The organism is Streptomyces sp. CBMA156 (genome assembly GCF_014596515.1).
Taxonomy (GTDB): Bacteria; Actinomycetota; Actinomycetes; order Streptomycetales; family Streptomycetaceae; genus Kitasatospora.
The window spans coordinates 1-14,593 of sequence record NZ_MSJQ01000045.1 but is presented as its reverse complement, the minus strand read 5'-3'; the positions used below and the strand labels follow the sequence as shown (position 1 = coordinate 14,593).

General features: G+C 75.4%; 11 protein-coding genes and 3 pseudogenes. 2 read left to right on the top strand and 12 right to left on the bottom strand.

What is annotated here, in order from left to right:
- Window positions 1–449: 449 nt before the first annotated feature.
- Window positions 450–1,841: a streptophobe family protein gene (locus BU198_RS03365; RefSeq protein WP_188295310.1), complete on the top strand. Its 1,392-nt coding sequence runs from the start codon at window positions 450–452 to the stop codon at window positions 1,839–1,841.
- Window positions 1,842–1,854: 13 nt separating this feature from the next.
- Here the strand turns inward: BU198_RS03365 and BU198_RS03360 are convergent, their stop codons facing one another.
- The 3 genes and pseudogenes from BU198_RS03360 to BU198_RS03350 all read right to left on the bottom strand — a co-directional run.
- Window positions 1,855–2,352: a hypothetical protein gene (locus BU198_RS03360; protein WP_188295309.1), complete on the bottom strand. Its 498-nt coding sequence runs from the start codon at window positions 2,350–2,352 to the stop codon at window positions 1,855–1,857.
- Window positions 2,353–2,441: 89 nt separating this feature from the next.
- Window positions 2,442–2,816: a DUF1304 domain-containing protein gene (locus tag BU198_RS03355; protein WP_188295308.1), complete on the bottom strand. Its 375-nt coding sequence runs from the start codon at window positions 2,814–2,816 to the stop codon at window positions 2,442–2,444.
- Between the two features lie 232 nt (window positions 2,817–3,048).
- Window positions 3,049–3,741 (bottom strand): annotated as a pseudogene (locus tag BU198_RS03350) (FHA domain-containing protein); the annotation flags it as partial.
- Window positions 3,742–3,950: 209 nt separating this feature from the next.
- Between BU198_RS03350 and BU198_RS03345 the strand changes: the two are divergent.
- Window positions 3,951–5,300: an acyltransferase gene (locus tag BU198_RS03345; protein ID WP_188295307.1), complete on the top strand. Its 1,350-nt coding sequence runs from the start codon at window positions 3,951–3,953 to the stop codon at window positions 5,298–5,300.
- A gap of 99 nt (window positions 5,301–5,399) precedes the next feature.
- On the opposite strand, the gene BU198_RS03340 is transcribed toward BU198_RS03345, so the two are convergent.
- From BU198_RS03340 to BU198_RS03300, 9 genes and pseudogenes are all read right to left on the bottom strand, one after another.
- Window positions 5,400–6,185, bottom strand: a complete 786-nt coding sequence (locus BU198_RS03340) for a DUF3050 domain-containing protein (RefSeq protein ID WP_188295306.1) — start codon at window positions 6,183–6,185, stop codon at window positions 5,400–5,402.
- Window positions 6,186–6,284: 99 nt separating this feature from the next.
- Window positions 6,285–7,253 (bottom strand): alpha-ketoacid dehydrogenase subunit beta, encoded by a 969-nt coding sequence (locus tag BU198_RS43680; RefSeq protein ID WP_188295305.1) that lies wholly within the window; start codon window positions 7,251–7,253, stop codon window positions 6,285–6,287.
- On the bottom strand, window positions 7,250–8,344 hold the full coding sequence (locus BU198_RS03330; protein ID WP_317619940.1) for a thiamine pyrophosphate-dependent dehydrogenase E1 component subunit alpha: 1,095 nt from the start codon (window positions 8,342–8,344) through the stop codon (window positions 7,250–7,252). Before BU198_RS03330 ends, BU198_RS43680 begins: the two co-directional genes overlap by 4 nt.
- Window positions 8,341–9,255 carry a phytanoyl-CoA dioxygenase family protein gene (locus BU198_RS44170; protein WP_188295311.1) on the bottom strand — a complete coding sequence of 305 codons (915 nt, stop codon included), beginning with the start codon at window positions 9,253–9,255 and terminating at the stop codon, window positions 8,341–8,343. The genes BU198_RS03330 and BU198_RS44170 overlap by 4 nt, the downstream gene beginning before the upstream one ends.
- Before the next feature lie 39 nt (window positions 9,256–9,294).
- Window positions 9,295–10,272: pseudogene (gene hppD / locus BU198_RS44165) on the bottom strand (4-hydroxyphenylpyruvate dioxygenase); the annotation flags it as partial.
- Window positions 10,273–10,355: 83 nt separating this feature from the next.
- Window positions 10,356–11,612, bottom strand: a complete 1,257-nt coding sequence (locus BU198_RS03315; protein WP_188295304.1) for a beta-ketoacyl-[acyl-carrier-protein] synthase family protein — start codon at window positions 11,610–11,612, stop codon at window positions 10,356–10,358.
- A 94-nt stretch (window positions 11,613–11,706) separates the two neighbouring features.
- Window positions 11,707–13,323 carry a class I adenylate-forming enzyme family protein gene (locus BU198_RS03310; protein ID WP_188295303.1) on the bottom strand — a complete coding sequence of 539 codons (1,617 nt, stop codon included), beginning with the start codon at window positions 13,321–13,323 and terminating at the stop codon, window positions 11,707–11,709.
- A gap of 247 nt (window positions 13,324–13,570) precedes the next feature.
- Window positions 13,571–14,098 carry a hypothetical protein gene (locus BU198_RS03305; RefSeq protein WP_188295302.1) on the bottom strand — a complete coding sequence of 176 codons (528 nt, stop codon included), beginning with the start codon at window positions 14,096–14,098 and terminating at the stop codon, window positions 13,571–13,573.
- Window positions 14,099–14,109: 11 nt separating this feature from the next.
- Window positions 14,110–14,593 (bottom strand): annotated as a pseudogene (locus BU198_RS03300) (beta-ketoacyl-[acyl-carrier-protein] synthase family protein); the annotation flags it as partial.

Genomic DNA, 14,593 nt, shown 5'->3' with positions numbered 1-14,593 from the left:
CCCGGCCCCGAGGCCCCCGAGGAGCCCGAGGGCGGCGGGGGCACGGAGGGCGGTCCGGCCGCACCGCTGCCGGACGGCGGCCCGGCGAGCGGCCCGGACGGCGGACCGTGCGGAGGTTCGCTCGGCGGGCCGGACGGAGGCGGTTGGGAGGTCATCGAGGCTCCGTTTCGCAGGCGGCCGGCCGACCACGGCCGGCCAGGGAAGCTCCTGCCACTGGCTTCCATTTCTCTCCTGGTGCCCCGTTCGCCGCAACAGCAGGTGCGCGGCCCGTCGCCGAGCGTGCCCGCCGGTCGTCGGCGACTCTGGAACCCGACCGGCACCCGGCCGAACGTCCGGCCGGAACCCCCAGGAACCCCCAGGAACCCACCGGGACCCCCAGGAACCCACCGGGACCCGACCGGGACCGGATCGGAGCCTCGCTGGGACCCCGCGAGCGACGAGGAGGCGGCATGCAGCAGCCCACCACCCGGGCCGCGGGCCCGCCCGGCCCGCCCGGCGCGGTCCGCGGCTGGCTGGACGCGCTCGCCGTCGTCCTGGCCGGCCTGGCCGCGATGGCAGCGGTGGCCGCGCTCGGCCTCTGGCTGGCCGGTGCCGACGGCCTCCCGGAGGGCGGCTTCCCCGCCGTGCTGGCCGCAACGCTCGCGCTCGCCGTCGGCGGCTCCGTCGAACTCGACGGCGGTGCGGGCGACTTCGCCGCCGTCGGCGCCGGGATCAGCGCGATGCCGCTGAGCGTCTCGGTGGCCGGCGCGGTCGCGATGGCCGAGGTGTTCCTGCGCCAGTTGCGCTTCCGCGCGATCGCGGGCGGCGGCGAACTGCTCGGCCGGATGGGCCGGACACTGCTGCTCTGGCTGCTCGCCCTGGTGCTGCTCACCCTCGGCGCCCGGCACAGCTTCGTCGTCCCGCTCGGCGGCGACCTGGCGGAGTCGATCGGGAGTGTGCTCGGACTCACCCCGGAGGTCGGCTTCCACGCGGACGGCCCGACCACCGTCGGCATCGGGCTGGCCTGGCTGCTGCTGGTGTTCGCGCTCACCTTCGCGGTCTCCCGGCGCGCCCCGCTGCCGCCCGCCCTGGTGCGCCACCAACTCGCGGTCCGTCCGCCCGCGTTCGCGCTCTGGCTGGTCCTGCTGGCGTACCTGGCGATCGGTGCGGTGGCCGGGGTGCTGACCGCGATCGTGCACGGCAACGCCCGGCAGACCCTGGCCGTGGTGCTGCTCGCGCTGCCCGACCTGGTCTGGCTGGCCTTCGGCGTCGGGCTCGGCGCCGAGTGGCACGGGCGGCTGGTCGGCGCGCTCGGCCTGCCCGTCCCCGAGCCGCTCAGCGCCGTGCTGCGCACCTCCGGGGGCGGGCAGGCGACCATCGGCCTCGGCACCCTCGCGGAGCAGGACGCGCGCAGCTGGTGGCTGCTGCCGCTGGCCGCCGTCCTGCTGCTCGCGGCCGCCTTCCTGGCGGCCCTGCGCTCGCCGCGCACCGTCCGGCTCTGGCAGCACGCCGTCCGCTTCGCGCTCGCCGCCGCCGTCACCGTGCTGCTGGTGGGCCTGTGGACCAGGGTGGACGCCGACTACGGGCTCTCGGTGCTCGGTGTGGGCCTCGGCCAGGGCGGCCTGGCCGACCTGCTCGGCGCCGTCCTCGGCGGCCGCAACCCGCTGGCCGGGCTCGGCGGCGGCAGCCTCACCCTGCGGCCGGTGCTCTGGACGGCGGTGCCGCTCGCGGCCGGCTGGGGTCTGCTGACCGGAGCGCTCGGCGCCCTGCTCGCCACCCGGGTGCGGCACCGCGGCGAGGCACCTGCGGACGAGGGCGGGGTGTCGACGGACGAGGGTGGGGCACCCGCCGGCACGCGGTGAGGGGTGGCGCGGCTCAGAACAGCCGGTGGCCCCGCACCCACATGGTCTTCCGGCCGTCGGCCCGGATGAGCCTGAGCTTCCCGACGCCGTCGTGCATGCTCGCGCTGAACAGCAGGGACGGGCCGACGATCACGCCCGCGGCGGCCAGGAGGAAGAGCGTGCCGATGTTGTCGACCGCCTGGTCGTCGCCCTCCTCGACGGTCCGGCCGCCCAGCTGGATCAGCAGCGGGATGGTGGCCAGGAGCGAGAGGACCAGCAGCCAGCCCAGCGCCCGCTGGACGCGCTGCTTGATCCGGGCCTTGGTGAGGGTCTCCACCCGGACCGAGAACGAGCGCCGGCAGCGCGGGCAGATGACGCCGATCTCCCGGTCCCCGCGGGCCGGCCGGGGCGAGCCGCCCTCCGGCAGGTGCGTGACGCTCCAGTTGACCTTCGTCACGGAGGGCCCGTGCTCGACGCTCACCCTGCAACCGAGGCTGATGACGTACCGGTCGGTGATCGGGATCCTGACCACTGCTGCCCACCCCCGTCAGCCGCCGTGACCGTCACGGGGTAGGCGGATTGTAGTCCCGGCGGAGAGCCGGCGTCAGGGGTGACGCATGATCAGAAGGCCTCCGCCAGAAGGATGATGGCCGCCGGCACCGCCTGTCCGAGGGCTCCCCGCCAGAGCTTCGGCGCGGAGCCGAACAGGGTGATCCCGCCCGCCAGCATGAAGGCGGCGACGTACAGCACCAGCGCCCGGCCGGCCCCCGGGTGTCCGCTGTGCAGCAGGACCAGTCCGGTGACCAGGCCGAGCGCCAGGAACAGGTTGTAGAAGCCCACGTTGACGCGCCACAGCCGGACCTCGGGAGCGTCCGCGGTGCTGCCGGTGAGCAGACGCCGCACCCGTGGATGCCCGTACAGGAAGCTCTCCAGCGGCCACACGACGAGGTGGATCGCGGCGGCGACCACGGCGAGGACCTGGCTCACGGCGTTCATGACGGACGGCTCCCCCCGGCGGCGGAGGACGGTGGCGGGTGGACGACAGGTACGGCCCAGGCCGGCGGCTCGGGCACCGCGGGCCGGTCGGGGGCGGCGAGCGCCGGGACGACCCGGGTGGGCGGCCCGTCCGCCCGCCACGCGGCCGGGGAGGCGGCGGTGCCCGCCGCGCGCAGCTCGGCGACGAAGCCGAGGCAGCTCGGGTACCGCTCCCCGGGCGCCTTGGCCAGCGGCAGAGCGCGCGGTGGCCGATGCCGACGATGTCGGCCGGGCCCACCGGGGCCCGCCGGACCGGGCGGCCGTTGAGGTAGGTGCCGTTGTGGCTGTTCAGGTCGACGATCTCGCGGCCGCCGCCGGGCAGTTCGCGCAGCTCGGCGTGGTGCCGGGAGACCAGCAGGTCGTCCAGGACCAGGTCGTTGTCGGGCGAGCGGCCGATCCGGACGGTGTGGCCGGGCAGTCGCAGCACCGCGCTCGGGCGGCGGAAGGTGCCGGAGACCTGCGGGGCGACCAGCGACGGGCGCTCCGGGGCGCCGGGCAGGTCATCCAGGACAGGGGCAGGCGCAGGGGTACGGGCCGGGACGGGGGCAAGGGCCGGGGCCGGGTCGGGCAGGCCGGTGAAGGCCGCGGCCGGGCCGTCGGCCGGATCGCCGAAGCGCAGCCGGGTGCCAGGGCCGACGTCCTCGTGGTCGACCCGTCGCCCGTGGTCGTAGGTGCCGTTGGTGCTGCCGACGTCCTCCAGCAGCCAGTGGCCGTCGGTGGCGCGCAGGATCGCGTGGTGCCAGGAGACCCGGGGGTCGTCCAGCACGATCTCGCTGGTCGGGTCGCGGCCGAGGTGGTAGGCCCTGGCCGGGTCGATCACCCGCGAGTCGGCGTCGGTGACCAGCACGAGGGGCGGCGCGGTGGGTGCGCCGGGGCGCTCTCCCATGCTGCGCATTCTATCGCCGCCCCGGCCGAAGAGCCCTTCCGAAGTGCGGGATTGGACTGGACCACTGCCTCGGCGCGCCACTATCGTTCGGCGTGCCCGCGCGTCGCGCGCCGCCGGAACGCGCCGCGCGCTGCCGGAACGCGTGGCGCTTCGGCGGAACGCGCGGTGCGTCGCCGGAAGTCGTCGTCGAGTGCTTCGGAACGGAACCCATGAGCATCTGGCCGCAGTTGCGAAGATCCAGGACCGTCCGGGCCGGCCACGCCACCGGACGGGTGCTGCGCTGCGGACTGATGGACACCATGCTCGCCGACCTCGCCGTCTCGGTGGTGCTCTGCTTCGACCGCCCGCTGGACGAGGACCGGCTCGCCGCCGGCCTGGCCCGCGCACTGGAGCGGGTGCCGGTCTTCGCCGGCCGGCTGCGCACCGTCGAGGGCGTCCTGGAGGCGGTCTGCGACGACGCCGGCGTGCCGTTCGAGTCCTACACCGTGGAGGGCACGCTCGCCGAGGCGATGGGCCGGGCCACGGCGGCCGGCTCCGAACTGGTCGCCCCGCTGGACGCCCCCGCCGCGCGCGCCGGGGGCGTCCCGCTGCTCACCGTCCGGGTGACCCGTACGGCCGACGGCGGGACGGTGGTCGGCTGCTCCTGGCACCACGCGGTCGGTGACCTGAACAGCTTCATGCTGCTGTTGCGGAGCTGGTCCGCCGCGGTCGAGGGCGAACCGCTTCCGGAGGCCGAACTCGTCGACGATCAGGACGAGTTGCTGGACAGGATACTTCCCGCCGAGGACTGCGGACGGCCCGGCTTCCGGCTGCCCTCGGAGGCAGAGGCGGAGCTGCTGGCCCGCGAGCTGGCGACCGGCCCGCTGGCCAACCGGCTCGTCCAGATCGCCTTCACCGACGCCGAACTGACCAGGATGAGCGAGGAGTTCGGCGCCACGGTCGGCCGGCGGCTCTCCTCCGGGGACGTCCTCTGCGCCCACCTGGTCAGCACCCTGCGGGAGTTGGACGGGGACGACGCCGAGCGGATGCTGACCGTGCCGGTCAACGCCCGCCGCTGGCTCGGTCTCCCGCCCGCGCTGGTGGGCAACCTGCTGAGCGAGGTCCACGTGCCGCACCGGCCCGAGGACGGCCCGGCGGCGCTGGCGGGCGCGCTGCGCACGGCGGTCGAGGAGTTCCCGACCGCGCACCTCAACCTCCGCGCCAACCTGTGGTTCCTCGCCTCCCTGGGGCGCTCGCGGCTGCGCGACTGCGTGCCGCTGGGCTTCGACCCGGCGGCACGCCGGTTCAGCTTCTCCAACTGGAGCGGCTTCGGCGTCTACACGGTGACCTTCCAGGGGCAGCACCCGGTGTTCTTCAGCCCGGCGGCCAACTACCCGATCCCGTGGGTCTGCTGGACGGTCGAGGGGTATCGCGGGGAGGGCCGGCTGGCCACCGTCGTGCTGCCCGCCAGGCTCGCCGCCCGGGTCCGCGGAGCGCAGGGCCGGGCGGCGCTGCACCGCTTCCGGCGGGCGGAGGACCAGCCGCCCGCCGCGGCCGGGGTGCTGCCCAAGGTGGTCTGAGCCGCCCCGCACGACGCGAAGCCGGGTGGCCACGGGGACGGTTCCCCGTGGCCACCCGGTGCGGCCCGCGACGGCGGCGGGCCCCGGAAGGGCCGCCGGTCAGAAGGACCGCTCGATCGCGGTCCACAGCTGGAGCCGGGCGCGCAGCGCGGTGCGGACCGTCTCGGCGCAGGCGTCCCACTTGTCCTGGTCGTCGCCGCACAGGTCGATCAGCATCTGCATCGCCATCGGGGTGTGCTGCTCACCGTCGACCTCGATGTGACGGGCCAGGTAGTCCTTGAAGACGGTGAGCGCGCCCTCCGGGTCATCGATCCGGATGACCTGGGCGAACATGTCCGGGATCAGGTCCTCGCGGCCGAAGGCGAAGGCGGCGGCCCGGCAGTGCACCGGCGCGTTCTCCACGATCGACCAGGTGGTGGAGCTGAAGTCCAGGGCCGGCTGCGGCACTCCGGCGTTCTTCAGGGCGTCCGGGACGGCGGTGCCCGAACCCAGCAGGGCCAGGAACTCCTCGATCGGCCGCGGGTCGGCCCCGGCCTGCCGCATGCCCTCCACGTACAGCTCGAAGTGGCTGGTGTAGCCCTCGCCGAGTTCGTCGCTCTCCTCGACCAGCACGATCTCGTTGATCAGCCGCCGGCTGGCGGTCGGGCCGTTGGGGACCCACGGCACGTCCACGCAGGTGAGGTCGCGCTGGAGGCTCTTGAGCAGCGACATGAAGTCCCAGACGGCGAAGACGTGGCTGCCCAGGAAGGTGCGGACGCGCTCCATGCCGGTGAGCGCGCGGTACACCGAGTGCTCGACCACCTCGCGGCGCAGCGGGTCGATGGCCTGCTGGAGGCTGGTCAGGCCGGGGTGCGAGCGGTCCCAGTGATAGCGGTTTGCGGACAACGCGACTCCTTGGTCGGGCCGATGGCCTCGGTCGGTCTTCGGTCGGTCTTCGTCGGTCTTCGGTAGGTCTTTGTCGGTCTTCGGTCGGACCGGCTGTGGTCAGCGGTGCTTCATCACCAGGTCCAGCGCGTGCCGCAGTTGCTCGCGGCCGGGCTGGACGGCGCGGTCGAGCGCCGGGGCGAAGGGGAGCACGGCGCCGTCCGGGCGGGTGATCCGGCGGGGCGGGGCGACCAGGCGCATCTCCTCGGCGGCGGTGGCCAGCACCTCGGCGCCGAAGCCGCAGCTGCGGTTGGAGTCGTCCAGGACGACCAGCCGGCCGGTGCGTTCCAGCGAGTCGGCGAGCGCCTGCCAGTCGAAGGGGTACACCGTGCGCGGGTCGAGGACCTCCACCGAGAGGTCCGGCGCCAGCTCCTCGGCGACCGCGAGGGCGTCGTGCACCAGGTGCCCGAGGGCGACCACGGTGACGTCGGTGCCCGGGCGGTGGATCCGGGCCCGGCCGAGCGGGACGGGCGCGAGTTCCCAGGTGACGGTCTCGCGCACCGGCATCGCGGCGGCGGGCGCGAACACCACGACCGGGTCAGGGTCCCGGATCGCCGAGCGCAGCAGGCCGTAGGCGTCGGTCGGGGTGGCGGGCACCACGGTCTTCACCCCGGCGTGCGCGAACAGGCTGTACGGGTGGTCGGAGTGCTGTCCGGCCCAGCCGTCCCGGGAGCCGGAGCCGGGCACCAGGCAGGTCAGTGGGACGCTGGCCTGGCCGCCGGTCATCAACGAGAACTTGTGGGCCTGGTTGACGAGTTGCTCGAAGACCAGGAACAGCAGGGACGGGATCTGGAACTCCAGCACCGGACGCCGGCCGGACAGTGCGGCGCCGACCGCCATCGAGGTGAAGGCCTGCTCGGACAGCGGGGTGTCGACGATCCGGCCCGGCCCGAAGCGGTCCAGCAGGCCGAGCGTGGGCCCGGCCAGACCGGCGCCGATGTCCTCGCCGAAGACGCAGACCGCGGCATCGGCGGCGAGTTCGTCGGCCAGGGCCCGGTTCAGCGCCTTGGTGTACGAGAGCCTGGTCACGGTGTCACTCCCGCCCGGGGCCGCAGCCCGTCGGCGTACAGGTGGTCCAGCGCGCCCGCCGGGTCAGGGTGCTCCGAGGCGAGGGCGAACTCCTCGGCGGCGGCGAGCTGTTCGGCCACCGACCGGTCCAGCCCGGCGACCGTCGCGGGGTCGAGCAGGGCGGCGGCCCTGGGGAGCGGGTCGCGCTCGCGCCAGGCCTCGACCTCCTCGGGGGCGCGGTAGCGCAGCTTCATCCGGCGCTCCATGGTGTGGTGGCCCTCGTAGCGGTAGGTGCGGCAGGCCAGGAAGCCGGGGCCGCCGCCGCTCCTGGCCCGCCCGACGGCGCGCAGCGCGGCGGCGCGGACGGCCTCGGTGTCCATGCCGTCCACCTCCTCGGCGGGGATGCCGAAGGCGGCCGCCCGTCCGGTGGCACTGCCCGCGACGGCGGTGGCGGCGGGCAGGGTGGTGGCGTAGCCGTTGTCCTCGCAGACGAACAGCACCGGCAGGCGCCACATCGCGGCGAGGTTGAGCGACTCCAGCAGGACGCCCTGGTTGAGCGCGCCGTCGCCGAAGAAGGCCACCGCGACCGGCATCCGGCCGGTGGAGTCGGCCGAACCCATCGAACCCACCGAACCCACCGAACCCACTGAGTCGGCCGAGTCAGCCGAGTCGTCCCGCGCCGCCCAGGCGGCGCCGACCGCGATCGGCGCACCCGCGCCGACCATGCCGTTGGCACCGAGGATGCCCAGCGAGAAGTCGGCGGCGTGCATCGAGCCGCCCCGGCCGCCGTTCGACCCGCCGACCCGCCCCAGGAGTTCGGCCAGCAGCCGGTGCGGCGCGGTGCCCCGGGCGAGCACGTGGCCGGGGCCGCGGTGGGTGCTGGCGAGCCGGTCGGCCGGGCCGAGCGCGGAGCAGACGCCGACCGCGACGGCCTCCTGCCCGATGTACGGGTGGATGCCGCCGGGGATCGCGCCCGCCTTCACCAGGCCGAGCGCCAGCTCCTCGAAGCCGCGGATCAGCCGCAGCATCCGGTAGCGCTCGGCCGGGGTGTCCAGCGGGGCCGGACCGCCCGGCGCCGGACGGCCGTCGGCCGGGTGCGCGGGCGCGGTCACGGCCGTCCCCGCCAGACCGCCGGGCAGAACTCCGGGTCGGCGTAGTCCGGCCGGCCGTCCTCGGTGCGACGCACCAGCACGTCGTGGTTGTACACCACGGCCTCGCCGTCCGCCCGGTCGTGCCGGCGGTACTCGTTGGCGCCGTCCTGGAGGTGCAGCGAGACCGCCCGGCGCGGGTACGAGGCCAGGTTGGGCCCGCTGCCGTGGTAGGTGCGGCAGTGGTGGAAGGAGATGTGGCCGCGCGGGATCAGCATCGGCACCTTGCGCACCTGCTGCCCGTTGTGGGCGGCGTTGGCGGACAGGATGTCCTCCAGCTCGGAGCCGTCACGGTCGGCGAAGTGCCGGGTGGAGTCCTCGCCGGAGGGCAGCTCCTGCCAGCGGTGGCTGCCGTCGACCATGGTGATGGTGCCGTTCTCCTCGCGGCAGTCGTGGAACGGGATGAAGGCGGTGAGCATCTCCTCGGAGGTGCAGGTCTGCCAGTAGTGCTTGTCGAAGTGCCACGGCACCCGGTTGCTGGGCTCCTCGGGCACCGGCGGCTTGTAGATGAGCGTCGACTGGAAGACCCGGATCTCCTCGGCCCCGGCGAGCAGGGCGGCCACCGCGCCGACCAGCGGCTTGCGCAGGATCGCGCCGATGGCGTCGCTCTCGTAGTGCACGTAGTCGTTGTGCCGCTGGACCGGGCCGTCCTCGGGCCGCCAGGAGGCCAGCCGGGGCGGCCGGCCGGGCAGTTCGCGGTCCCGGTGGCCGGCGTAGTACTCCTCGGTGGCGGCCTGGAGGGCGTCCAGTTCCTCGTCGCTGAAGAGCCTGCGGGACAGGTACCAGCCGTGTTCGCGGTAGTGCGCCACCTCCTCGGGGGTGGGCAGCAGGGCGAGTTCGGCCTCGGTGCGCCGGAAGCCGGGGGCTGCGGTCATCGGACGGGCCTCCTTCGGATGTGCGGGGGCTGGCCGTTCGGCGTCGGGGTTCTGGCGCTCGACGGCCTCGTAGAGGGCCTTGATGTTCGCGGTGCCGAACGTACCCGCTCCCTGGCGCTCGATCAGTTCGAGGAAGTAGGTGCGCCGGGGGTGTGTCGAGCGGGCGAAGATCTGGAACAGCTGGCCCCCGTGGTCCTGGTCGACCAGGACGTTCAGGTCGCGCAGGGTCTCCACCGGGATGGCGGTCTCGCCGACGCGCCCGGCCAGGGCGTCGAAGTAGGCGCCCGGCGTGGTGAGGAACTCCACGCCGCGCTCCCGGGCGGTCCGGACGGCGCCGGCGATGTCGCGGGTGCTGAAGGCGAGGTGCTGGACGCCGGCCCCGCCGTGGGCGGCGAGGAAGTCGTCGATCTGGCCGGGCCGCCGGGTGGGGTCGGGCTCGATCAGGGTGAAGGTGACGCCGCCGGAGGGGCTCTGCACCACCTTGGAGTCCATCGCCTGCTCGCCGACCTCGATGTACTCCTCGAAGATCGTGCGGAAGCCCAGCGCGGCCTCGCAGAACCGTACGGAGTCCGCGAGCGATCCGGCCGGCAGGCAGATCGCGACGTGGTCGAGGTCGTCCAGCAGGCGGGGCTCCGGGGTGGGGCCGTCCGTCCCGAGCGGCACCAGGCGCAGCGCGGTGTCGCCGAAGCCGGCGATCAGGCGGCCGGCCCGGTCGAGCACCCTGGCGCCGTGCCGCTCGGCGTGTTCCAGCGCGGCCGCCGGGTCGGCGCAGCCGAGCGCGAGGACGGCGACGCCGTCGCCGTGCCGGGAGACGTACTCGGCCACCGGGTGCTCCGGGTCGGCGGCGGAGGTCAGGTGCAGCCGGATGGTGCCCTGGCGCAGCACGATGGTGCGGGCGCCGTCCGGCGTGGTGGCGGGCGCGTCGGCGGTGAAGCCGTGGTCGGCGCCGAGGCCGGCCGCGGCCTTGTCGGCGTCCGCGCAGTGGAACTCGACATGGGTGATGGTCTGGATGGACAACGGGATCTCCCCCCGGAGGGATGGTGGATCGAGGATCGGCGCGCTGCCGCCGCGCGGCGGCGGGCGGCGGCAGCGGGCGAGGGCTAGCGGGTCGACCGGGTGGAGGCCGGGCCGAGGATCAGGCTGAGGTTGTGGCCGCCGAAGGCGAAGGCGTTGCTCAGCGCGGCGCGCACCGGGGTGGACCGGGCGGCGCCCCGGACGTGGTCCAGGTCGCAGGCCGGGTCGGGGTCGGTGAGGTTGAGCGTCGGCGGCAGCGTTCCCCTGGCCACCGCCAGGGCGGTCACCGCCGCCTCCAGCGCGCCCGCGGCGCCCAGGAGGTGGCCGGTGGCGCCCTTGGTGGAGCTGACCGCGGGCGGCCGGGCGCCGAACACGGCGTTCAGGGCGGCGGTCTCGGCGACGTCGCCGAGCTTGGTGCCGGTGCCGTGGGCGTTCACGTAGTCGATGTCGCCCGGGGCGAGGCCCGCGTTGGCGAGGGCGGCGCGCATCGCGTCGGCGGCGCCGGTGCCGTCGGGGCGGGGCATGGTCGGGTGGTGGGCGTCGGTGGAGGCGCCCCAGCCGATGACGTCCGCGTACCCGGCGGCGCCGCGCGCCTCGGCGTGCTCGGCCCGCTCCAGGACCAGGACGGCGCTGCCCTCGCCCAGCACGAAGCCGTTCCGGTGGCTGTCGAACGGCCGGCTGGCCTGCGTGGGGTCCTCCCAACCATGCGCCAGGGCACGGGCGTTGGTGAAGGCGGCGGCGATGGTCGGGTGCAGCGAGGACTCGGTGCCGCCGCACACCACGACGTCGGCGTCGCCGGCCCGGATCAGCCGCAGCCCCTCGGCGATCGCCTGGGCGCCGGCCGCGCAGGCCGTCACCACGGCGGAGCTGTAGCCCCGGATGCCGTGCTTGATGGCGATCCTGGCGGCGGCCATGTTGGAGAGCATGCCGGGCAGCAGGTACGGGCTGACGCCGGGCCGGCCGCGCTCCAGCCGGCGGTGGGACTGCTGCTCGAAGGTCTCCAGTCCGCCGCCGCCGGTGGCCAGCACCACGGCGGTGCGGTGCGGGTCGGCGTCCCGGCCGACGGCCAGGCCGGCGTCGGCGAGCGCGTCGTCGGCGGCGGCCAGGGCGAGCAGCACGAAGCGGTCCACGCAGCGGGTCTCGGTGGGCGGCAGCACCTCCCTGCCGTCCACGGCGGGGGCGAGCCCGGCGGCGGGCAGCCAGCCGTGGGCGGCGTGGCCCTCGGGGAGGGCGCTCAGGCCGGAGCGGCCGGCGGTGAGCGCCTCGAACACCTCGGCGGGCTTGCGGCCGAGCGGGGAGACCAGGCCGATGCCGGTGACGACGGCTCCGGGGCGGGCGTTCATGCGGGTACCTCGCTTCGCTCGGCGGTCGCCTGGTGCGACGCGGACCTCTGGGCGGTCGCCTGGTGCGACGCGCGCCTCCCGGCGGTTCGCCCGCTCACGCGCCCACCGCCGCCAGGTGGACCTGCCGCAGCAGGACCTTGCGGACCTTGCCGGTCGGGCCGAGCGGGATGTCGTCGGGGGAGACCACCAGCACCTTGCGGACGGTCGCGGCGGCGGCCTCGTCCAGGGCGGCGACGACCGCCGCGGTGCGGTCCGCGGCCTGGTCGGCGTCCGCGGCGAGGAGCAGCAGCACGTCGGTGACCACGTGCTCGCCGTCGCGCACCGCGACCACCGTGCAGTCCAGCACGTCGGGGCAGGCGGCCAGCACCCGCTCCTCCGACATGGCGGTGAACAGCCGCTTGCCGCCGCCGAGTTCGACCGAGTCGACGGCCCGGTCCACGTGGTAGTAGTAGCCCTCCTCGTCCCGGTACATCAGGTCCCCGGTGAGGAAGCGGCCGCGCAGCCGGGTGCGGAAGGTGGTGGCCGAGTCGTTCCAGTAGCCGAGCGCCAGGGTGGGCGAGGTGGTGGCGAGTTCGCCGACCTCGCCGGGGCCGAGCGGCTCGCCGTCGGGGCCGACCACCTCGCAGTCGACGAAGGCGTGCGGGCGGCCCACGCAGCGCCCGTAGCGCTCGGTGCCGGGGCCGTGGGTGATGAAGAAGTGCGAGTGCCCCATCTCGGTGGAGCCGAGGCCGTCCACGAACTGGGAGCCGGGGACGCGGGCGCGGCCGGCCCGGGTGACGGTCTCCCGGCTGCCGGTGGCGATCAGCCGGCGGATGTGCACCTCGTGGGCGCAGTCGCCGGTGTTCCACCAGAGCGCGACGGAGGCCAGGTCCCTGGTGGTGAGGTCGTGGCGGGCGAGGTCGGCCCAGGTGGCGGCGAAGCCGATCACCCCGGTGGGCTGCCACCGCTCGATCGCCGCCAGCACGCCGTCGCCGGACTGCCGGGAGAGCAGGGCGAGTTCGGTGTGCGAGCTGAGCGCGAGGTTGAGCGCGATCAGGGTGGCGGCGTGCGGGGCGGGCAGCGCGCTGAGCATCCGCTCCTGGCCCTGCGGGCGGGGCAGTCGCAGCCGGTGGCGGATCGCCGCGTACAGGCTCGCGTGGGAGTGGACGACCGCCTTGGGCATTCCGGTGGTGCCGGAGGAGTGGGTGATCGCCACCGGGTCGCCGGACCAGTGCCGGTACGGCTCGGGTGCCGCGTCCGGGTCGCCGGCGCCGAGGGTGGCGATCTCGGGCAGCAGCGGGGCGCCGGGGTCGTGACCGGCCAGCGCGTCCAGGTGGGCCTGGTCGGCGAGGACGCCGGCCGCGCCGAGGCGGGCGATGTAGCGGGCGGCGCGCTCGCCGTCCAGGTTGGGGTTGAGCAGCGCGGGGATGGCGCCGAGCCGGGCCAGGGCGAGGAAGGCGAGCACGTGGTCGGCGGCGTCGCTCGCGTACACCACCACCGGGTCGCGCCGGGTGATGCCCAGGCCGTGCAGCGCGGCGGCGCGGGCCCGGACGGCGCGGTCCAGCTCGCGCAGGGTGAACGGCTGCCAGGCGGGGTGGTCGTCCACCGCGGTGTCGAAGCGGAGCAGCGGCACGTCCAGGTCCTGCCCGAGGGCGATCCGGGCGGTCAGGACGTTGCCGGCGCCCACGTCGGGGTCGTCCGCGAGCTGGGTGCGGAGGCTGCGGATGGTCACGGGGGTGGATCCCTCCCTCGGGGCCGGTGGGTGGCCCGGGCGGCTGATCAGGTGGCAGGTCGGTCGGCCGCGCGGGCGGCGGGGTGGCCACGGGGCGGCGGGCGGGTTCGGGCGGGGCGCTGGTGTGCCGGGTGCGGCTGCGTCAGGCGTCGGGCCTCGATGACTGGTACGGCCGGGGGCCGGTGGCGGGTTCACTTCCCCCCGGACCCGGTCCGGCTCGGGTCCGGCCCGGTTCGGCCGTCCGGGGTCAGGTCGGCGGGCCGGCGAGCAGGACGGCGGCGGCCTGGTCCCCGTCCGGTGTCTGTTCGACGGCGATGGCCAGCACGTGGTCGGCGTCGCCGTCCTCCAGCAGCAGTGCGGCGAACTCGAACGCCTCGGCAGGGACGCGGCCGGGCTCGGCCTCGGCCAGGGAGATCGCCGTGACGGGGCCGGTCAGGCCCCAGCGCGCGGAGACGTATCCGAGGACGGCGTTGGGGTTGGACTGGAAGAACAGCAGCGGTCCGGTCCGCTGTCCGGGTTCGGCGCTCCGTTCGATGGCCCGCGCGGTCTCCAGGTCGCCGCTCGCGCTGGCCAGCAGCAGAGCGGTCCGTCCGGGGGCGGGCGGCGGGCCGTGGTGGGCGCGCAGACAGCGCTCGGCGGTGTCGGCGACCAGCGGGTTGAAGCCGGAGGCGGCGAAGCCGGGCAGCGGTGGCGGGGGCCCGTCCAGGCCGGGCGCGGGGCGGCGGGCCTCGGCGAGGATCCGCAGTCCGTGGGTGTGGTCGGCAGGGGTGGTCATGGCGGTGATCGTCATCCCGGGGCCAGCAGCAGCGCGGTGTTGGCGCCGCCGAAGGCGGAGTTGAGGCTGAGTGCGTACGGGGGGCGGGCGGCGCGCGGGCCGTCCAGGACGAGGTCCAGTGCGAGGTCCGGGTCGGGGCCGAGCCAGCCGGCGTTGACCGGGAGTAGTCCGGTCTCCAACGCGCCGATGGTGACGGCGAGTTCGAGCAGTGCCGAGGCTTCCAGGGCGTGTCCGTGCACGGACTTGCTGGAGCTGACCGGCAGGCGGTCGGTGTGCGGGCCGAACACTCTTCGCAGGGCGTTGGCCTCGGCCCGGTCGGCGAGGGTGGAGCCGGTGCCGTTGGCGTTGACGTAGCCGATCTCGGCCGGGGCGACGCCCGCGCGGGTGAGCGCGGCCTCGATCGCCCGGACCGCCCCGGTGCCCTCCGGCTCCGGGCGGCAGACGTGGTGGGCGTCCCCGGCCCGGCCCCAGCCGGCCAGCCTGGCGAGCGCGGAC

Bases quoted from the DNA above. Each gene is read 5' to 3' on its own strand.
- BU198_RS03365 (WP_188295310.1), top strand. From the start codon at position 450: ATGCAGCAGCCCACCACCCGGGCCGCGGGCCCGCCCGGCCCGCCCGGC.
- BU198_RS03355 (WP_188295308.1), bottom strand. From the start codon at position 2,816: ATGAACGCCGTGAGCCAGGTCCTCGCCGTGGTCGCCGCCGCGATCCAC.
- BU198_RS03345 (WP_188295307.1), top strand. From the start codon at position 3,951: ATGAGCATCTGGCCGCAGTTGCGAAGATCCAGGACCGTCCGGGCCGGC.
- BU198_RS44170 (WP_188295311.1), bottom strand. From the start codon at position 9,255: ATGACCGCAGCCCCCGGCTTCCGGCGCACCGAGGCCGAACTCGCCCTG.
- BU198_RS03315 (WP_188295304.1), bottom strand. From the start codon at position 11,612: ATGAACGCCCGCCCCGGAGCCGTCGTCACCGGCATCGGCCTGGTCTCC.
- BU198_RS03305 (WP_188295302.1), bottom strand. From the start codon at position 14,098: ATGACCACCCCTGCCGACCACACCCACGGACTGCGGATCCTCGCCGAG.